The sequence below is a fragment of the Paenibacillus sp. PvP094 genome (assembly GCF_040546835.1).
Classification (GTDB): domain Bacteria; phylum Bacillota; class Bacilli; order Paenibacillales; family Paenibacillaceae; genus Paenibacillus; species Paenibacillus illinoisensis.
Window position 1 is genome coordinate 4,845,020 of the sequence record NZ_JBEPOM010000001.1, and the last position, 20,758, is coordinate 4,865,777.

The following is a 20,758-nucleotide window of genomic DNA, read 5'->3' on the forward strand; positions in this document are numbered from 1 at the left end:
CCTTACAGTCTGGCCATACTAAACTGAATTAGAATGATTTCGTACTCAACATTTCAACGACTTCTCTCAAATCCGTTTTGGTACCGACGTTACCAGGGAAGATGACATAGGAAATCCCCGGGAATTTACTTTCACTGCCTGTTGTCCACACGGGGATACCTGGACGAATCTGTCCAGCAACGGTAGCTCGTTTTACTTCAAGGCCGTTCGTTCCAATATCGCTCGAGGTAATTCCACCTTTAGCAATGATATACGATGGTCTTACTTCCAGCCGTTTGACAATACTCGTGACGGCATCCGAAATTTTGACGGAAAGTTTTAATTCCTCTTCTTTTCTGTCTTCTCCAAGATCCAAGCGTTCTCTTCGGGTATAGACAGCCACATTTTTACCTTGAAGAATGAATTGGTTGGTAGTCTCCACAACTCTATTAAGCTCGTTCTCGAATTGATCGGGCTCCAGAACAAGATGAACATTAAATTCAACAAATTCTACTGCACCGGACTTTCTCAGTTCTTCAAACTGTTCCGTTGTTTTCTTAACATGGGATCCGATGATGACTAGTCCGCCATGATTTGTGTGATCACTCATCATCTCATCACGAGTGAGCAGACTTTTGTCACTAACGCCTCCCATGACCTTCGTAAGGGCAGCAGCACTTCTAAACATCAAGTGTTTACCTTGGTTGATGGCTCGAATTAAAGCAATGGTGAAGATCTGTACATCGGCATAGTCGATTGCATTCACAATAACTTTGTTAAAACCTTCAACGTTCAACAGCTGCTGTTCAATCAGATCCAAGTTCATGGCACGCAGACTTTCAAGCGAAATGTAAGTCATGTGTTCAGCTTTATACTGACCATTCGATTTTTCCTCAGCCCACTCACCCAAATGGGACTTGGTGTAACCAAAGGTGCGGTCCTTGGCGAATTCGGTTTCTCCAGCAGGAACCAGTTCCGTATCATACTGCACGTAGTGAACATTATCGATCGTGAAGCGTCCGCCTTCTTTGAAGAAAGGAAGGATGATCTCACCGTCAAATCGGATATCTGACTGGGCTTCAACGGTATCCTTCAGTATTTCCGTTTCCAGCGGGTAGTGGCCTCTAAGTGTGGAATCTCCACGACTAATAATGGTGAACTCAAGGTTGTTTTTCTTGGCAGCTGCTACGATATTTGCAGCAATGTCCTGGTGTGCTTTTGTCGTTTCTGCAGCAGTAAATCCGCGTGAGTTGGTGAGAACAAAGAACATCGAATTCTCTTCCTTAAAACCTCTGTCGATGCTTTCCAACGACCAATCCGTATAGACCGATACACCATGTACCGTTTGGACACCAGTTGGATCATCATCCAACACGATAATTTTGTGATTAAAGTGTTGAAGCTCTTTTTCAATCATTTCATGGACAAGAGTGGTATCCACAGAAGGAATGTTGCTGAACACTTCTTCAACAGACCGATTATTCGTTTTCATGGTCAAGACCCCTAACTTCGACATTTGCTAATTTTTCATAATACTGTACGATCCCGCCGTGATCGTTCATTAATTTCCCGTCAACTTTTAGGGCATGGAATATTTCCAACAGGTGACTGGAAAGGGGAAGAGGTACTCCAATCTCGTGAGCTGTATCCATGACATTCGTAATATCTTTCATATTGATCGCAATCGTGCCTCCCGGGGCAAAGTTTCTGTCCAGAATAAGCGGAACTTTGGCATCCAGAACAGCACTGCCTGCTAATCCGCCTCGGATTGCCTGATACATTTTCTCAATATCGATGCCCGCTTTGGCAGCCAGGACAAGGGCTTCGGACATCGCAGCAATATTCAAGTTAACGATGATTTGGTTCGCGAGCTTCGCTGTAACTCCGCATCCGCTATCTCCAACCAGGGTGACAGCCGTTCCCATATCAAACAATACGGACTTGGCTTGTTCGAATACGCTTTCTTTACCGCCCACCATAATGGCTAATGTGCCATCAATCGCTTTAGGTTCTCCGCCGCTAACGGGTGCATCCAAAAAGCCGACGCCTTTTTTCGCAGCTTCTTCAGCAAGAGCAATGGAAACAGCAGGAGTGATGGAACTCATATCGATAATAATCGAGCCTTCTTTGGCTCCGGATAAAATGCCCTGTTCACCCAAAACTACAGCTTGCACATGTTGGGATGCAGGGAGCATCGTGATGATGATTTCACAGTTTTCAGCGACTTCTCTAGGTGAGGAAGCTGCAGCTGCACCTGATTCTACCAATATTTGAACCGCTTCCTGATTCAGATCATTAACGGTTAGTTCGTGTCCTTTTTTTCTGAGGTTAAGAGCCATCGGTTTCCCCATGATGCCGAGTCCAATAAAACCAACTTTTTTTGCCATGATGTTTTCCTCCTAATAACTTTTCTAAGAAAGGCTTATATGCCTATGAATTGAGTTCTGTACACTGATTAGATTCAAACAACGTTGAAGTGAACTTGAGTTACTGAAAATAAAACGATTGATTCAGCAACCGCTTACATCGTTGTTTGCGTTTTCATTGTATACTAAAAATTAAAAATTGTATACATTAAAATATAAAATTGTATACAATTAATGAAATTACGTATACTTTTATTGCCTACCATCGTTTATTGGAATGATTTTATGAACATAATTTGGTACTATATTTATGATGAGAAATGAAACTGAGGTGAAGTTAGTGCATGACCATAATAGCTCACGACCGGCGTATCATCAGTGTTACGAAATTCTCCGAGACAAGATCTTAAACGGTGAGCTTCCTAGCGGTACAAAGATCGTTGAAGAGAAACTAGCTGCAGAGCTTGGAGTTAGCAGAACGCCCATTAGGGATTCCATACGAAAACTGGAGAACGAAGGATTAATTGTTCAAAAGAAAGTGGTTAAGCCAACGGAAAAGGACTTACGTAATTTGTTCAATGTTCGGATATTGTTGGAAGGGTATTCAGCTAAATGCGCGGCGAATTTCCTGAAAGACAACGAGATTGAGGAACTGTACAAGTATGTGGAAATCGGGAGATCCGGGACCAAGGATGAGATTATGTCCGCGAATGAAAGCTTCCATAATGACATTGTAAAAGCGAGTAATAATCCGCTCATGATCGATATTATAGACCGGATGCAGGCTATTATTTATCTGTTCAGGAAAACCGTTGTCATCTATAATCGTCCTCACCTGATTGATGAGCATGAAGAAATATATAATGCAATCAAGTCCAGAGACGGCGAGAAAGCCGAAGAGTTGATGAAAAAGCACCTGGAGAACGACCTGAACTTTTATCTCCATGTCATGAGCAATCAGTAAGAGGCAAGAGGGCAAGAGGGTAAGAGTGAAGAGGTATAACGAAAACGCCGGTGACCTTAATAAAGGTTACCGGCGTTTTTCAATTAGCGTTTCGGCATTTTGTTCTCATCCATGTAGAGCAGGTTCCACCGATGACCGTCCAGGTCTGCAAATCCTGCACCGTACATCCAGCCTTCATTTTCACTTGGTTTGCCAAAGATACTTCCTCCGGCAACTTCAACCTTCTGAATAAAAGCATCGACTTCTTCTCTGCTATCAGCACCAATTGAGAATATGACTTCTGCACTATGGGAAGTATCTGCGATGGTTGAACCTGTAAATTTCTCGAACGCCGTATCCGGGAACAGCAGAATGGTGGTTTGACCGATGGTAAGCTTGGCTCTTTCGCTACCAACGCTTACCGCATGGAATCCAATCTCATTAAAAAAAGCAGTTGATTTCTCAACGTCTTTGACTGGCAGGTTAATCCAGATATCCTGTGACATGGCTGTACCCTCCTGGAATATATTTCGAACTATACTTACTATACCCTACTGCGGCTTCCCAAGACAGCATGAATTGGAAGACTGTGGTAAAGTAAGGAGGGATCAATAAAAAGGAGGAGGTTAGTAATCGTTTATGATAAAAGACTTACACCGAAAACGGGGTCCTATCACTCATAATAAAGGTCTAGTTCAGGTAGCTTTTTCGTTTTTTATTTCTGCGATCATCGGAATTATATATAGTTTTATGATTATTGACGAGACTATAGGTGGATATATTCATAAAGTATTACCGAGTAGGGAGGGACCGGACCTTCATCAATATTTGCCTGTTGTGATTACTGTGTTAATTTACTCGTATTTTAGTCAAAAAAAGAGAAGAAATGTTCTGGAAAAAATCTCGTTCACTTGTATTCAGATCATCATTGCAATAACAAGCTGTATTTTTTCACTTATCGTATTATTAGTGACTCAGCAACATTTCATGAGAGCAGCTGGCTAACAATCGGTTGCTTTTTGATATGTTCTTTGCAAGATACCTGGAGGGAAGGTCAAGAGCGTGGCTTGCTACATGCCTTATTATTTCCTTTACTTAGCTTGGGATCAAGGCGTATAATCCGTTCTGACATCAGAGATAGAAGAGGAGAATTGGATTCATGAACAACGGGTTAGTCAACGCTATAATTGCTTATATCATGTGGGGGGTTCTTCCACTCTATTGGAAATTGTTCAACGATGTGCCAGCAGGCGAGATTCTGTCCCACCGTGTCGTCTGGTCGTTTGTCTTCATGGGTATTCTCGTGGCTGTCCAGCGCCGCTGGGGTGATATGAAGCGGATTGCTGCTAATCGGTCACAGCTGTTATCGCTCGCCACAAGTGGACTGTTGATTGCAGTGAATTGGCTTATTTTCATCTGGGCGGTCAACAATGGGCACGTTGTTGAGACAAGTCTTGGTTACTATCTGAACCCACTGCTAAACGTATTGCTAGCCGTTGTTTTCCTTCATGAGAAGCCAAACCGCGGTCAGTGGCTCGCCATTGCTATCGCTGGTGCCGCGGTGCTCATTATCGCCATCGACTATGGTCGTTTTCCATGGGTCGCGATCTCGCTGGCTGCATCGTTTGGCTTGTATGGACTTGCGAAGAAAAAAACGGTGCAAGACGCTTCTGTAGGCTTGTTGTCGGAGACGGCTGTAGTGCTGCCCATCGCGCTAGGCTACTGGATCTATTTGGCGGTCGTAGGAGAATCGACTGCATGGACGCTGTCTTCGTCTATGTTCATCGGCCTGCTTCTTTCTGGCGTGGTAACAGCGCTGCCGCTGTTATTTTTTGCGCGTGCTGCTGCACGGATGTCGCTGTCCACACTCGGATTCGTACAATACATCGGGCCAACCATCATGCTGTTCCTAAGCATATTTGTATTTAAGGAATCAGTATCGCCGGTTCTCCTTGTTGGGTTCGCGTTGATCTGGACTTCACTGATCGTATATGCGATATCATCAGTACGTGGCACGAAACTCGCGAAAGCGAGCTGATGGCAGGGGAGATTGGTTTTGTCATCATGGCCATTTCCGTCCAATGGATGGAAGTGGCCTTTTTCTGTTTATTTCCTTTATGCGGCAGAATCCTCCATAATTATTAGGATAATTTCAACTTCAATTGAATGACGGGGAAGTTGCCCTTGAAAAAACACACTGATTTTTTGAGAGAGTCGTCACTACACAATTCTGGACGTCAAAATATTAAATTTAATCCATACTAATTTGGTCTGAATGATTGATATTATGTTCGATAGAAGATATACTTCTGTTAATTACGTTAATCATCAGTGAGTAACAAGAAAGTGAAACTTACATACATAGGAGGGGAACATGTGGCTCCAGAGTTATATGAATTGGAATTGGAGTACGACCTGCTGAAGCAACTTCAGGATGCAACTGCTCCAATCGGTGCAAGTACACTCGTTCATACGTTAGGCAAAAAATACGGATTAAGCCAGGCAACGATAGGCAGACGGCTAATGGAAATGGACGTTGAAGGATATACGGCTCTGGAAGGCAGGAAAGGTCGTATTTTGACCGAAGCGGGTTCAGAACGGCTGAAGTTAATTGAACGGGAGCTGCAGCAGAAAAATGCTAACTCACGCCTGATGCAAACGCTGAACCATTCTGGGGAAAAGGCGCTTCTTGACATTCTTGTTGCACGAAAAGCGCTTGAACGGGAGATTGCTTCGTTGGCAGCAGAACATGCCACAAAAGAATATATCCATCTGCTCGAACAATCCATTAAGGAGCAGCATCGGAAATTGGAGCAAAATATCATACCTTATGAGGAAGATCGGGAATTCCACCGGTTGCTCGCCTTTGCCGCCCAGAACCAATTTTTGCGCCATGCCGTGGAATTGGTATGGGACACCAGCAGAGACTTTCTGGAGACTGCGTATATTCGGCGCACTGTTGGGAGTGAATTGGTGGTGGATCATCGTCAAATCCTGGATGCCATCATATCACGGTCCCCGGAAGATGCCGAAGCGGCCATGGTCAATCATATCAATCAGATGATCGAAGATGTCAAACGTTATTTTGCTATAAAAAACCAGATATTAAACATCGAGGAAGCGCGTTGAAAAAGGAGATGAACTTGTGGACAAAAACTATCGCTTGGGTATCGACATCGGAGGCACGTTCACGGACGCACTGGTGACGGATCGGCAAGGCAGGATGGTGGCTGCACTGAAAACGCCATCTATCGCAGAAGCGCCAGAACGGGCTATTTTTAATGCATTGGATCAGCTTCAGGAACAAGGTGTGGACATTGGCGATATCGATTTGTTTGTGCATGGCACGACGCTAGGTGTGAACACGTTGATCGAACGCAATGGAGCTGTAACCGGACTAATCGTAACCCAGGGCTTTCGGGACATTCTCGAAATTCGAAGACTTCGCCTGGAGGATACGACGAACCTGTACGGTGATAAAACGGAGGCGCTCGTACCGAGATATCTCGTCAAAGAAATTGAAGAACGGGCGCTAGCTAGTGGAGACATACTGCAACCACTTAACAAAGATCAGCTGATGCAGGCGGTTGATGAATTGGTGGACGAAGGCATTACCGCACTCGCGATCAGCTTTATGCACTCTTACGCTAACCCTGCTCATGAGAAGGAAGCCGAAGAGATGATCAGGGAACGGCATCCGCAGTTGTTCATTTGCCGCAGTAGTGCCATCTGGCCGCAGCAGCGTGAATTCGAGCGGACACTTGCAACGGCCATGAATGCATATGTGGGAGAACGCATGGGTTCGTACTTTGTCAGGCTGCAGGAAGGCATTCATCAGTACGGTTTAAAAGCAAATCTGCTCTCCACGATGTCCAACGGTGGCATTATGACAGCGGCAAGTGCTGCGAGTGAACCTGTTCGCACCCTGCTCTCGGGTCCTGCTTCAGGTGTCATCGCAGCGACGCATATTGCCCGGAAGGCCGGCATTGATCAGGTGATCACGTTCGACATGGGCGGTACAAGTGTGGATGTGGCTTTAATTGACAAGGAGCCAGCGTATTCCACGGAAAACAAAGTCGGTGATTTTCCGGTCATTTTGCCGGCAGTTGACGTTACGGCGATTGGCGCAGGAGGTGGATCGGTTGCATGGCTGGACAGCGTCGGTGTGCTCAAGGTTGGTCCACGCAGCGCCGGCGCCTATCCGGGACCTGCGTGTTACGGCCGAGGTGGCGAGGAACCGACAACGACGGATGCTTACCTGCAGCTTGGCATTTTGCAGGCAGATCGTTTCCTTGGTGGTCAGATGAAACTCCATCCAGAGCTCGCAGAACGTGCACTGAACACGGTCGGCACGAAGCTAGGACTTGACGCATCACAGACCGCACAAGCGATTCTGGATGTGGCCACAGCGAACATGTACGCCCAATTTTCGCCACTAATGGCTCGTAAGGGTGTTGATCCGCGTGATTTCACACTGCTGGCTTACGGAGGAGCGGGACCAATGCATGCGTTTCTGATGGCCAGGGAAGTCGGGATCCGGCGTGTACTTGTGCCACCTGCTCCTGGAACACTTTGTGCCATGGGTTGCACGGTGGCAAATCTCCGAAACGACTTTGTCCTATCGCTGCACAAGAGCAGCCATGCATTAGACAGTGGAGAATTGGCCTCCTTTTATGCAGATCTGGAGCAGCAGGGGCGAAGCTGGGTAGAGGAAGAGGCCCGGGGCGGTGTTGAACTCGAGAGCGTCTACTGTCTCTATAGTGCCGATATGCGATACGAAGGACAGGCCTTTGATCTGGAGATTGCCCTAACGCAGGAGGAGATTGCCAATCCTGAACAGGCCAAGGAGAAGTTCCATGCGTTCTATCATAATGTGTTCGGAATCAGCCAGCCGGAATCCGAAGTGATGTTCATCAGCCTGCGGGCGACAATTGTCGGCATCGTACCAAGCCATGGAAGCGTGGATTCGTATGCCCAAGTCAGTCATGGCGGAGGAGCAGAGGAACGAACGATAACGTTCGATCATGCGCGGAGAACGGCGAAAGTGCTAACTAGAGAACAGATCCCGCTGGAAGCAAGTATTCCGGGCCCGGTCATTGTGGAGGAATACGATACGACCATTTTTGTTCCTCCAGGTTATAACGTAAGAAGGGATGCGCACGGCAATCTGATCGGGGAGGCGACGGAATGATCGCGGACAAGGTGTTTCTGGAAATTTTCAACAATCGAATCCAAGCGGCAGTCGAAGAGATGGCAAACGTCGTTCTGCGAACGGGATTTACCGCTTTTGTCAAAGAGACCGGTGATTTCGGTACTTATCTGTTGTCTCCTTCAGGAGAAACGTTTGGTTCACCGCTGGAAACAGGGTATAACCTATCGCTCGGTATTCCTGCAGAAGCAACGATACGCAGCATTAAGGATTGGCAGGAAGGGGACTTGGTCATCTGCAATGATCCTTATGCGACCAAAGGCATGGTAACCCATCTTCCAGACATTCATCTCATTAAGCCCTACTTCCACGAGGGGCGAATCATTGCCTATGGGATGTGTTTCGTTCATTCATCCGATGTTGGCGGTAAGGTACCTGGAAGTGTCTCTCCAAGTGCATACGATATTCATATGGAAGGCATACGCATCGCCCCAGTCAAGTTATATGAAGCAGGCGTGTTAAACGAGCAGGTTATGCGAATGTTTCTGGATAACAGCCGGATTCCAGAGCAAAACCTTGGGGATCTCAAGGCGCTGATGGCAGCCTTGAATCGGGGGGAACAGCGACTTGCCGAACTGATCGCGCGTTATGGCGTGGAACGGATTGAGCAGGGCATCGAGCAATTGCTCGAATATGCCGAAATGAAGGCTCGAGCCATCGTTCGTGAGATTCCGGATGGAGCTTACGATTTCTGGGATTATCTCGAAAAGGGACCAGGAGGCTATCCAATCCGTTTACGATGCAAAATGACAATCGAAGATAGCAACATTCATCTTGATTTCAGCGGCACCGACCCTCAGGTCCGGGCTTCGTTTAATATTCCGACGCATAATCAGCAAGGCCACTACATGTTAGTACCTGCGTTGATTCGCTATTTCCGCACCCTGGACCCGACAATTCCATGGAACTCCGGCATGATCCGCATGGTGAGCAATTACGCGCCACCAGCCTCGGTGCTGAATCCGGAACCGATGGCCGCTGTCGGCGCACGAGCAGCCACGTTTATCCGTCTGATGGACGTGATTACGGGTGCTCTTAGCAAAGCCGAGGTCAGTAAAGTGCCTGCGGCCGGAGCAGGCCAAGCCTGTATCGTCATGATGGCAATGACGGATGCAAATGACGGAAAGAAAAAGGTTGGGGTTATCCAGCCAATCTGCGGTGGTTCCGGAGCAAGACCAATGAAAGACGGCATTGACGGTATGGATTTCGCTGTTGGTCATCTGCGCAACATTCCGGCAGAAACGGTGGAGGCCGAAATGCCAGTCCTCATTGAGCATTACGGGCTTCGCGAAGACTCCGCGGGCGCCGGGGAATATCGCGGCGGAAGCGGGATCGCCTTGCGGGTTAGAGTCGTCACACCAGACACGGTTATGACGGCACGCAACATGGAGCGCATGGAATTTCAGCCTTGGGGCCGAATGGGCGGCGATGTCGGAACGCATGGAGAGGCTATTCTGAATGAGGGGCTTCTCGATGAGAGAGACCTTGGTCGAATTGACGAACTGCTGCTGCAACCCGGCGATACGGTGACCTTCCTGTCCCAAGGAGGAGGAGGATATGGAGATCCGTTAAACCGAAATGTCCAGTCTGTGCTCGCAGACGTTCGAAGCGGTTTGCTTTCCATTGCAAAAGCACGTGAACTTTATGGCGTCGTGGTGAAGGGCACGAATATTGACGAGTCCGAAACGCAATCACTGCGGGCGACTATGCAGATTAATGCGGAAGATTTCAGTTATGGTCCAACCAGAGACCAATTCGAAGCCATCTGGAGCGATGAGATGCAGCTGACGTTGGGACAAGCGTTAAAGGAATATCCGCTTGCTCTTCGGGATTACCTGAAGCGCCGTACGATGGATATTTTGGAACAAAAGCATGCCGATGGACTGTCTGTGACAACAGAGGAAATTGCGTCCACCGTGAGTGGATTAAGGAACAACATCGGACTGCATGGAGCCGGTCGTACGTAAGCCTGCAAATGTGAACGTGTATGAATATTAAACCAACTAATCTTATGGGGGAATTCACATGTTTAAATCAAAACGCAAACGTTTTTTCAGCTTGGCCTCATTAACACTGACTGCTTCACTTATTCTTTCAGCCTGCGGCGGAGCAAGCAGCTCGGGAACTGCTTCTGAGAATGGGGGCACTTCGGATAGCAGTAGCGACAAAATCAAGCTGACCATGTTTATCTGGGCAGGCTCCAATCAGGATATCGTACCTAAAGAAGTGGTTGCGGAGTATGTCAAGGAACACCCTAACGTTGAAGTTACTTTCGAGGAATCCTCCAATGCGATCATGTATCCCAAAATGGTAGCTGGCAAACAAGCCGATCCGAACAATCCGGTTGTCAACTTCGGTTACTTTAATGCAGATGCCACAGCCAAAGGCGTAAACGATGACATGTGGGAGCCGCTGGATACCAGCATCGTAACAAACATCAAGGACATTCCTGAACAATTTCACCAGCCTGACAACAAGGGCATCGTATGGGGCGTATCCAGCTTCGGCCTGGTTTACAACAAAGATCTGGTAACTACGCCGCCAACCAGTTGGAATGATCTGTGGGATAACGAGCAATTCAAAGGCAAAACGGCATTATGGGATTACTTGTTCTATTCCTATATTTCACCTCTGATTGCAACCAAAGGTGAGGAGATCGGCGCATCCTACGACAATCCTGAACCTGCATTTCAATATTGGGCTGACCACAGTGATCAAGTCGGCACGCTCGTTACATCCAACGACCAGTTGAAAGCATTGCTCGAATCCGGTGATGCCCTCATTGCACCATTCAGCGCGCAAGTCGCCCAAACCTGGATCGATGGCGGTTCACCGCTGGCTGTAGCCTATCCGGAAGAAGGGGCAATATCGTTTCCGTACTCGCTCCAGGTCGTGAAAGGTTCGACGCCAGAACAAACACGCGTGGCGAGCGAAATTATCAACGAGCTGCTGAGTGCAGACGCGCTGACACGTTACGCCGAAGCAACTGGCACACCCGTGACCAGTACAGCCGCTGCTGTACCGGATAAATACAAGGATGATCCATCGTTCTCTGTTGAGACCCAGAGCAATGGCATCAATCCAGATTGGGACGTACTCGCTCAAAACAGCTCCGCATGGAAGGACTTGTGGGATCGTCTCGTGAAAACCAATCTTCAATAACATGGTCGCCTGGAACATAGACGAAATGATTACCAGGCAGAAATAGGAGGATCCGAGATGAGCAATGAGCACCAATCCGTCTCGATAGAGGCAAAGCATGTTACAAAAATCTATGACGGACGGGCTGCCGTCGATCAAGTCACGCTTCAGGTCAACAAGGGAGAGTTCGTCTCCCTTCTCGGTCCGAGCGGTTGCGGCAAAACAACGCTGCTTCGAATGCTGGGTGGGCTCGAACAACCCGACGACGGAATCATTCTGCTCGGTGGGCAAGATGTCACGGGTGTTCCAGCATACGGCCGGAACAGCAATATGATTTTCCAGCAGTTGGCACTGTTTCCGCATATGGATGTATTCAACAACATCGCTTATGGACTCAAGGTGAAAAAGACCCCAAAAGCAGAAATCAAACGCCAGGTCCATGAGATGCTGGAACTCGTACAACTTGGAGACTACAGCAGAAGGGCCGTGTCTCAGCTATCTGGCGGACAGGCACAGCGTGTAGCGATTGCGAGAGCATTAATCAACAAACCGGAAGTGCTGCTGCTGGATGAACCGCTCTCCGCGCTGGACATGCAGCTGCGTCTTGATATGCAGCGGGAGTTGAAACGCATTCAGCGGGAATTCGGCGGTACCTTCATCTTCGTCACACACGATCAGAGCGAAGCGATGAACATGTCTGATCGCATCGGCGTTATGCGTGCAGGTCGGCTGCTTCAATACGCAACGCCGGATGAAATTTATGAAAGACCTGCCGACAGCTTTGTTGCCAAGTTCATCGGGGATACCAACCTTTTGGAGGTTTCTGTTGTCGAGCCAGATTCAAATGGAATACGTGTAAGCATTCTGGGACATTCGCTGCTCGCAGGAAGCAATGAAGAACCTGCTTCGTTCCTGCCAGGGGCGAAACATTCCTTATCCATCCGTTACGAGTATATTCGTCTCGGGGAAGAGGCGGCCCATTGTGCAAACCAGTTGCAAGGTCGCGTTATTGAGAGTGTATATGGCGGGGCAAGTATCCGTTATGTCATTGAAACGCTGGATCAACTTCGCATTCAGGCGAGTGTACCGCATCAACGCGGAGGAACGCGATATTCCCCGGGCGAATCTGTCCAGCTGGGTTTTGACCCAGATGATGCTCTGCTGCTCGCAGACTCAGGCACGGGTGCGGCATCATGAGCCGGATTACCGACAAAGTCGTCGATGTATACTCGTCCGGCAATCGCAAATGGACGACCCAATTGCTTCTGCTTTTGCCCGCGCTGCTGTTGATGGGCATCGTGTATCTCGGAGGGTTGCTGATATTCGGAAGATACAGCTTCGATATATACGACAATGGCAAATTGGTCCGCGGCTGGGATTGGAGCACGTATCGGGATTTTTTGACAGATCCGTATTATTGGAAACTGATCGGAAATACGTTCCGCATTGCGTTCAAGGTAACCGCGTGGAGTTTGCTGCTCGCTTATCCGCTCGCATATTGCATCGCGGGCTTGAAGAAGCCGGGATGGAAGCAGTTTTTGCTGCTGCTTACGTTTCTGCCTCTGCTCGTGAGCGCGGTCGTGCGTTCCTATGGCTGGCAGCTGCTTCTGTCCAAGCAGGGCTTCATGAATTGGCTGTTCATTCATCTGGGTTTGACCGAGGAAGGCTTCAATATGATGAACAACGAGACAGGCGTAGTCATTGCACTCGTACACATCTTCCTGCCCTTTATGGTCTTTCCGATTCTGAATGTGCTCTCCCAGAGTGATGCTTCACTCAAGGCGGCTGCACATGATCTCGGAGCAGGAAGCTGGCGGACCTTTTTTACCATAACATTGCCGTTGTCGGCCAGAGGTATTGCTAGCGGAATCCAAATCGTATTTACCTTGTGCCTGACGGCATTCACGACCCCTCAGTTAATCGGCGGGGGAAGGGTAATGACGCTGCCGGTCTTCATCTACCAGCGAACACTGGACACTAACTGGCCGATGGCGGCAGTTGCTAGCTTGTTCCTGCTGGTGTCGTCCGTCGTGGTGTCGCTGCTGGTCAACAAAGGAGCGGAGTGGCTTATGTTCCGCCGTTCCCGGGAAGGAGGACGTGCACATGGTTAAATCGGGACGTGTGACAAAATGGCTACTCACGGTGTTCGTTGGAGCGGTCGCCATATACTTACTGCTTCCACTATTAATGATTGCATTTACTTCCATAGGCTCGGGTTCAGCAAGCAAATTTCCGCCTCAAGGGTTGACCTTGGAATGGTACGCCAACCTGAAGGAACAAACCCAGTTTCTTGATGCTTTCAAAAACAGCTTGATTGCTTCAGCAGGAGCTGTAATTTTGGCATTGGTGACGGGCACGCTCGCTGCAGTAGCCATCGTGCAGTATCCTTTTCCTGGTGCGGGATTGCTGCGAGCTTTCTTTGTATCGCCCATGGTCATGCCCAAAATCACATTGGGTATCGCATATCTAATTCTGTTCTCTAAAATGCACATCGCAGGCGGATTATTTGGACTTGTACTAGGCGAAGCCGTCATTGTACTGCCGTTTGTACTTACCATCGTGGGCAGTGCATTGGCCAACCTGAAGTCGGTCCATCGGGAAGCCGCGGCAGATCTGGGGGCAAGCCCGTGGCGGATCTTTTTTACCATTACGCTGCCTCAGCTCAAATTCGCCATGTTGTTGTCCGGATCGATCGCCTTTGTATTTACGTTTGATCAAGTCGAAGCTGCATTGCTGCTACTTCGTCAGGACAGCTATACACTGCCGATCCAGTTATTCCTCTATATGGAGAAGTGGCAGGATCCAACGATCGCAGCCGTATCGGTTGTATTGATTCTCGGCGCCTTGGCACTATTTTTAGCCATCAAGCTGGTGCTTCGCTCCATTCCGGGGCTCGAAGGATGGTTTGGAAGCAGAAAAAAATAAATGGAAGGAATTGAAAACATGAATCCACAGCAACCATCCGAAGGTTCAGGCTTAAACAGGGACCGCGCAGATGAAGTAATGAAAGCGAAGGGACTTCAAGCCCTTATCGCGACGACGCCGGAAAACATCCATTATGTCATCGGATCGCAATTGCGTGCCAGCAATTGGACGATGCAGATCTATGCCATACTACCCGCTGACCGTTCTGCAAGACCGTGCATCGTCATTCCGACGAATCGTCTTGGCGTCGTTGCTCAGTTTGGTATCACCAACGTTGACATTTTTGCTTATAGCGATTTCTTCGTTGAGGGAACGATTGAAGGCAAACCTTCCACCGCAGACATCGACCTGTTCTATTCCTTGCTGCAAACGACCGTGATTCACCAAGGAGCGACAGATGCCCTGTTTGCTGCGTTGAAACACCTTGGCATCGAGAACCAGCCTATTGGCATCGACGAAATGCGGATTGCGCCGGATATTATGGCACAGGTCCAGGACGCATTGCCAGATGGAGCTGTTGTACCTGCTTATAAATTGTTCAGGCATATCAGACTAGTTAAAACACCATTCGAAATCGAACGGCTGCGTCGCGCGGCAGAGGTCAATGAACGAATTGAGCAGGAGCTGATTCATCTGATCGCCGCAGGCGTGCACGAGAAGGAACTCGCCGATCATTACCGGATCGCCGTGATGCGTGCGGGCGGTACGCCAGCGATGACAGCCGTGGGAGCAGGACCGCGCAGTGCTCTGCCGCTGATCGAAAATTATTTCCACACGATCGAGCAGGGAGACCAGATCCGCTTCGATCTATGCATGCAGTTAGACGGGTACTGGGGGGATACGGGCCGTACCGTCGTTGCGGGTGAACCAACGGCCTGGATGAAAAAACATTTTCATGCGGTGAAGAGCGGTTGGGAAACTGCCCTAGAAGCTGTACGACCTGGTGTCAGAGCATCGGATGTATTTCATGCGGCGGTATCCCGCGTACAGCTGGAAGGGATCCCTCATTACCGGAGACAGCATGTGGGCCATGCGATCGGCCTCGAGCTGTATGACGACTTGACCATTTCCCCGGGTGACCAGCACATACTGGAGCCAGGTGTGGTTCTTTGCGTGGAAGTCCCTTATTACGAGCTTGGCGCAGGTGGCTTTCAAATCGAAGATACGGTTGTCGTGACGCCGGACGGATATGAGTTTCTGACGCATATGGAGCGCAAATTATTCATTAAATAACGAATCCCGGAAGGCTTCGAGCAAGCGATCAGGCAGCTGCCGATCAGGAGCTTTCCTGCCGAGAAAGTTGGAATTTCAATGATTCAGCAGGGAACCAAGACGTTTCGAAACATTAGCCTTGCGTTGTTTGCCGCAGGATTCGTTACGTTTGCGTTGTTATACAGTCTCCAACCTCTTATGCCGGAGATTAGTGCCGCATTTGACATTACTCCGGCACAATCGAGCCTGACGCTTTCCGTTTCAACGGTGGCCATGGCTATCACCATGCTGTTTATCGGCACGTTGTCTGATGCCCTTGGGCGGCGATTTATCATGACGGCATCCTTGGTGCTATCTTCCATCATCGCTATTCTGAGCGCATTCAGCCAAGGGTATGCTGACTTGTTGCTGCTCCGCGTCTTGCAAGGCGTGGCACTTGCGGGTCTGCCTGCCACGGCGATGACGTATTTGTCGGAAGAAATTGAACCTGTTAGTTTGGGGTACGCCATGGGGCTATACATCAGTGGCAACTCCATCGGGGGTCTGGCAGGACGTTTCATAAGTGGGGTCATCACGGACTGGTTCAGTTGGCGAGCTGCCATCGGATTTCTCGGTGTGCTCGGCCTATGTGCGGCTGTTGTTTTCTGGTTGGTCATTCCGCCATCGCGGAATTTTATCAAGACTTCTCCAGGAATAACCAAAGCCTTGCCTCTTCTATGGTCACAATGCCGGAACCCGCGGCTTCTCAGTTTGTATGGGCTGGGCTTCTTATTAATGGGAGGCTTTGTTACACTGTTTAATTACATCGGTTTTGAACTGACCGGTGCTCCCTATCATCTCAGCCAATCCTTGGTAGGAAGTCTTTTCGTTGTGTATCTTATGGGCACAGTCAGCAGTACCTGGATGGGCAGGCTTGCCGACCGTTATGGACGGTCCCATGTACTTAGCATTACCATTGCGATCATTCTGGCGGGTGCTATCTGCACCATGCATCCGGCATTATGGATCAAAATTGTGGGTCTCGGTTTGTTCGCCTTCGGCTTCTTTGGTGGACATTCCATCGCCAGCAGCTGGGTCGGTCTTGTTGCGGCACATCATAAGTCGCAGGCAAACGCCCTGTATTTATTCTTTTATTATGTTGGTTCCAGTGTTAGTGGAACTGGCGGGGGATATCTGTACAGCCATTTTGGTTGGATCGGCATTGTAGGCATGATCGGCGCGTATGCCCTGGCAGGCTTTGCACTATGCCGTTTTCTCCTGATTGGGCAAAAACAACAGACGACCGGCACTCCGATATACTGAGAGGCAACTAGAAATGTCAAAGATCAGAACGCCATTCACAAATGAAATCCATTGTGATTCGATTATGAAGGGTCGTTTATAGATTCTTGAAGAACATCACCGTTATGAGAATCTAAATATTATATTTGAACCGTTGATCTGTATTAAGATCGACGGTTTTTTGATGTGTACCTTTGATCTGTAAAGAAGTGGATTCAGTCCCCAGATCTCCTGGTTTGTTTTCTGGAACGTATCATTCGAGAAAGGCGTGATCTGCTAGTTTGTTGTCGCTCTCTGCTAGTTACACATCGAATTGTGGAGCGTATCATTAGATCCGTGCAGTATATATGCCTTCAGAAAGAATGAATATTCATTAATCAACCAGAACAGAGGAGAAATGCATCATGGATATGGGGTTAAATAACAAAACAGCGTTGGTAACAGGTTCCACGAAAGGAATTGGCAAAGCGATTGCCATCGAGTTGGCCAAAGAAGGGGTCAACGTACTCATTAATGGTCGGAATCATGAAGATGTTGAACGTGTCGTCGGAGAGATCAAGTCGGCGTACCCGAGTACTTCGCCTCAGAATGCGGCAGCTGATATCGTCAATGTTGCTGAGCGCGAAGCATTGTTTGCAAAGTTCCCGCAGGTTGATATTTTGGTAAATAACACCGGGATTTATGAGATCATGTCTTATTACGATGTAGATGACGCCGTGTGGGAAAAATACATTCAGACTAATGTGCTTTCCGCAAATGCACTGACCAAATTTTACATGCCCGCTATGCTGAACAGCGGATTTGGCCGGATCGTCTTTATAGCGAGTGAAGAAGCCGTGATGCCAGGTCATATGCCGCAATATGCCGTCACCAAGTCCATGCTGCTCTCATTATCGAAGAGTCTGTCCAAGCTGACAGTGGGAACGGAAGTAACGGTCAACACAATCATGCCTGGACCAACACTTTCGGAGAATGTACAACAGATCATCGAGAGCGTTTATCAGGATGAGAACATGACTTTTGAGGAAAAAGAAAAAACATTCATGGCTGCGAATCTCCCGCAATCCGAGCTGCAGCGTTTCATCAGACCGAGCGAGATCGGTAGACTTACTACATTCGTATGCAGCCCTTATGCAGCGCCATTTAAAGGTTCACCGATTCGTATGGATGGAGGAATGGTCCCTACGATTTACTAAACATATCAGCTTGAAAATGAAAGTATAACTGTTATTCTGGCTGCGTATATGTTCATTTTCAATGATCGGATGTTGGTACAAATTGTAGTTATTCAAATCATCTAGTGCTTGAAAGTCACATGTTGGCGAGCTTAAGGGCTCGCCTTTTTTTTCGTTAGCTGCACTTTGCTTCTGATATGCAGTTAACTTGTCTCACTGTACCGTTATCGTTGTATAAACAGTTGAAAGAGTATGATATCGCTGATCCAGAAGTTATCCTTGTCTTCTTAATTAACGGCCCTTTTCTAGTCGGACCTTAGCAATTTGTTGGAAGTCGCTATTTTGCGGCTTTTTTTGTTTTGACAGGACTATTCCTTTAGGAGGGGGATATCTATGTATTGGAGTATTGTGTACAACTTTCACGGTGACTTGCTGCTGCTATCTATATTTTTTAAATTGATTTTTGTTGTAAAACGGTTTTAAGTGCCGTAATCTTATTTTGATTGAAATATCAATTATATTAGTTATTAAAGTAACTTATTGAGAAATGGAGAATAAGCTTCGATGAAGTCATCTGATTTAACCCGTCCATTTTACTTTTTATGGACGACCCAGACTGCTGCGAATGCAGCAGACGTGCTTTACATCATGGCACTTACAGTGCTGGTCCTTGATCGAACTGACTCTCTTGTATCGGCAGCGCTTATGCCGCTAATGCGCAGCGGAGCCCAAATGCTGAGCAGTTTGATTGCGCCATTACTGATTAATCGTTTCAAGTTGTCCAACCTTCTATTGATGTCGCAAGTGGGACAATTTTTGTTATTCATTGGCTTGGCGGTTTATTTGCAGTTTAACGGAGAGGCTTCATCACTTGTTTTGGTGTTTTTGCTTGTATTCGTGATGTCTTTTCTCGATGGATGGACAACTCCGGCTCGTAATGCACTTGTTCCGCGTTTGGTATTACGTGAGCAAGGTCTGCTCAAAGCCAACAGACTGCTTAGCGTCAGCGACCAGATCGTGCAATTTGCAGGCTGGGGACTAAGCGGTATCATCGTTGCATTTATGGGAGCTAGCCCCACTTTATTGCTCACCGCTGTTATTTATGGTCTGGCCGCGGTATTTACGCTGGGTGTCAAAGAACCCGTGAGATCGGAAGTCGTCGAAAAGGAATTAGATGCATTTTCTAATCCCATATCGGAAATTGGCACATCCAAATGGCATACGTTAACTGAAGGCTGGAAAATGATATGGGAAACGCCTCGCCTGAGGGTGCTAACCTTTATGGACATTATCGACATGCTCGGAGCATCGATTTGGGTAGGCGCATTTACCCTTGCTTTTGTACAAGTTGCACTTGGTCAAGGCGAAGAATGGTGGGGATTTATTAATGCAGCTTATTTTGCAGGGACCATAGGTGGTGGTTTGCTGGTACTGGCACTGGCACGGATTATCGGTAACCGTTATGTATTGGTGATGATGATTGGTATGGCTGGATATGGAGTGCTGACCGCGCTTTATGCACTTAACACGCTGCCTTTTGTCGCTCTTATTTTAGTCATGTTAATGGGGCCATTCGCGGAACTCTCCGTGATTAACCGCCGCACATTGATTCAGCATAGTGTAGACAAACAGCTGCTGCCCAAGGTGTTATCTGCTCAAGCTTCACTTATGCATCTCGTATTTTGCATTTCGCTGCTGGGCATGGCTGGACTTGCCGAATACATCGGGATTGTGAATCTCTATTTGTTCGCGGCTGGACTAACCATTCTAGCACTTTTGGTAGGTTTGCTGAGCTACCGGGCTTTCCGGGACCAAGCCGATCATACTCATATAAGCGGGTAACATATGCCATGTACCATGATTAGAAAACGATAACGTTAATAAAAAATCACGGGCAGTCTGCGGAATGGCAGTCTGCCTTTTTTAATCATGAAATTTGAATCTGTTTGAATGATTTAAGAATTTAAGGATCTAAGAAGTTATGAGGTGTGAACGCTACTGACATACCGTGGTCAGTAGCGTTCATTTATGATTTACAAGGGTGGAAGCTTGTTCTGACCTAAAGTTGTTTTGGCATTGTATCTTTTATTGTAGAAAGGATGTACTTTAATGAATTTCGCTTCTGTACGTGTAATTACCGACGACGTGGATCGTCTTGTCGAGTTCTATGAGGAAGTACTGGGCATCACAGCGGAACGTCCCGCGCCAGTCTTTGCCGAACTCGTTCTGCCTTCGTGCACTCTGGCTATAGGTCACTCCCAGACAGTACCACTGTTCGGTGTTGGCTCCGCAGTGGCTGCCGATAATCGCAGTGTCATCCTCGAGTTCCGTGTTCACGATGTCGATGCCGAATACGAACGTTTGAAGCCTGTTGTTAATGACTGGGTGAAGGAACCGACTACGATGCCGTGGGGGAATCGTGCGATATTGTTCCGTGATCCCGACGGCAATCTCATTAACCTCTTCCAGCCAGTGAGCGAGGAAGCGATTAAACGGTTCAGCGGTAGAGGTTAAAAGTCTATCACTA

General features: G+C 47.9%; 17 protein-coding genes. 14 read left to right on the forward strand and 3 right to left on the reverse strand.

Features of this window, described 5'->3' with window-relative positions; all coding sequences use genetic code 11:
- Positions 1 to 28: 28 nt before the first annotated feature.
- Together ABIC22_RS22230 and garR are read right to left on the reverse strand one after the other, a co-directional pair.
- Positions 29 to 1,471 (reverse strand): four-carbon acid sugar kinase family protein, encoded by a 1,443-nt coding sequence (locus ABIC22_RS22230; protein ID WP_127536912.1) that lies wholly within the window; start codon positions 1,469 to 1,471, stop codon positions 29 to 31.
- On the reverse strand, positions 1,458 to 2,366 hold the full coding sequence (gene garR, locus ABIC22_RS22235) for a 2-hydroxy-3-oxopropionate reductase (RefSeq protein ID WP_127536913.1): 909 nt from the start codon (positions 2,364 to 2,366) through the stop codon (positions 1,458 to 1,460). Before garR ends, ABIC22_RS22230 begins: the two co-directional genes overlap by 14 nt.
- Before the next feature lie 310 nt (positions 2,367 to 2,676).
- Here garR and ABIC22_RS22240 point away from each other — a divergent pair, with 310 nt between their 5' ends.
- On the forward strand, positions 2,677 to 3,309 hold the full coding sequence (locus ABIC22_RS22240) for a GntR family transcriptional regulator (RefSeq protein WP_354483834.1): 633 nt from the start codon (positions 2,677 to 2,679) through the stop codon (positions 3,307 to 3,309).
- A gap of 83 nt (positions 3,310 to 3,392) precedes the next feature.
- Here the strand turns inward: ABIC22_RS22240 and ABIC22_RS22245 are convergent, their stop codons facing one another.
- On the reverse strand, positions 3,393 to 3,794 hold the full coding sequence (locus ABIC22_RS22245; RefSeq protein WP_354483836.1) for a VOC family protein: 402 nt from the start codon (positions 3,792 to 3,794) through the stop codon (positions 3,393 to 3,395).
- A gap of 653 nt (positions 3,795 to 4,447) precedes the next feature.
- Here ABIC22_RS22245 and rarD point away from each other — a divergent pair.
- The 13 genes from rarD to ABIC22_RS22310 all read left to right on the forward strand — a co-directional run bounded on the left by rarD (position 4,448) and on the right by ABIC22_RS22310 (position 20,745).
- Entirely contained in the window at positions 4,448 to 5,326 is an 879-nt protein-coding gene (gene rarD, locus ABIC22_RS22250; RefSeq protein WP_110823011.1) for an EamA family transporter RarD, read from the forward strand.
- 338 nt (positions 5,327 to 5,664) lie between these two features.
- The gene (locus ABIC22_RS22255; protein WP_354483839.1) at positions 5,665 to 6,417 is read left to right on the forward strand and encodes an FCD domain-containing protein; all 753 of its coding nucleotides are present in this window, start codon (positions 5,665 to 5,667) and stop codon (positions 6,415 to 6,417) included.
- A 16-nt stretch (positions 6,418 to 6,433) separates the two neighbouring features.
- Positions 6,434 to 8,479 carry a hydantoinase/oxoprolinase family protein gene (locus ABIC22_RS22260; protein WP_354483841.1) on the forward strand — a complete coding sequence of 682 codons (2,046 nt, stop codon included), beginning with the start codon at positions 6,434 to 6,436 and terminating at the stop codon, positions 8,477 to 8,479.
- Complete coding sequence (locus ABIC22_RS22265) at positions 8,476 to 10,464, forward strand: hydantoinase B/oxoprolinase family protein (protein WP_354483843.1); 1,989 nt, start codon at positions 8,476 to 8,478, stop codon at positions 10,462 to 10,464. The genes ABIC22_RS22260 and ABIC22_RS22265 overlap by 4 nt, the downstream gene beginning before the upstream one ends.
- Positions 10,465 to 10,522: 58 nt before the next feature.
- Entirely contained in the window at positions 10,523 to 11,659 is a 1,137-nt protein-coding gene (locus ABIC22_RS22270) for an ABC transporter substrate-binding protein (protein ID WP_354483845.1), read from the forward strand.
- A gap of 57 nt (positions 11,660 to 11,716) precedes the next feature.
- Positions 11,717 to 12,835, forward strand: coding sequence for an ABC transporter ATP-binding protein (locus tag ABIC22_RS22275; RefSeq protein WP_354483847.1), 1,119 nt, complete (start codon positions 11,717 to 11,719; stop codon positions 12,833 to 12,835).
- Positions 12,832 to 13,749, forward strand: a complete 918-nt coding sequence (locus ABIC22_RS22280) for an ABC transporter permease (RefSeq protein ID WP_354483849.1) — start codon at positions 12,832 to 12,834, stop codon at positions 13,747 to 13,749. Before ABIC22_RS22275 ends, ABIC22_RS22280 begins: the two co-directional genes overlap by 4 nt.
- Entirely contained in the window at positions 13,742 to 14,563 is an 822-nt protein-coding gene (locus tag ABIC22_RS22285) for an ABC transporter permease (RefSeq protein ID WP_354483851.1), read from the forward strand. The genes ABIC22_RS22280 and ABIC22_RS22285 overlap by 8 nt, the downstream gene beginning before the upstream one ends.
- Positions 14,564 to 14,581: 18 nt before the next feature.
- Positions 14,582 to 15,796 carry a M24 family metallopeptidase gene (locus ABIC22_RS22290; RefSeq protein WP_354483853.1) on the forward strand — a complete coding sequence of 405 codons (1,215 nt, stop codon included), beginning with the start codon at positions 14,582 to 14,584 and terminating at the stop codon, positions 15,794 to 15,796.
- Between the two features lie 72 nt (positions 15,797 to 15,868).
- Complete coding sequence (locus tag ABIC22_RS22295) at positions 15,869 to 17,077, forward strand: MFS transporter (protein ID WP_483312600.1); 1,209 nt, start codon at positions 15,869 to 15,871, stop codon at positions 17,075 to 17,077.
- A gap of 383 nt (positions 17,078 to 17,460) precedes the next feature.
- Positions 17,461 to 18,252, forward strand: coding sequence for an SDR family NAD(P)-dependent oxidoreductase (locus ABIC22_RS22300; RefSeq protein ID WP_354483857.1), 792 nt, complete (start codon positions 17,461 to 17,463; stop codon positions 18,250 to 18,252).
- Positions 18,253 to 18,795: 543 nt separating this feature from the next.
- Positions 18,796 to 20,073, forward strand: a complete 1,278-nt coding sequence (locus ABIC22_RS22305; RefSeq protein ID WP_354483859.1) for an MFS transporter — start codon at positions 18,796 to 18,798, stop codon at positions 20,071 to 20,073.
- Between the two features lie 267 nt (positions 20,074 to 20,340).
- Positions 20,341 to 20,745, forward strand: coding sequence for a VOC family protein (locus ABIC22_RS22310; protein WP_354483861.1), 405 nt, complete (start codon positions 20,341 to 20,343; stop codon positions 20,743 to 20,745).
- Positions 20,746 to 20,758: the final 13 nt, after the last annotated feature.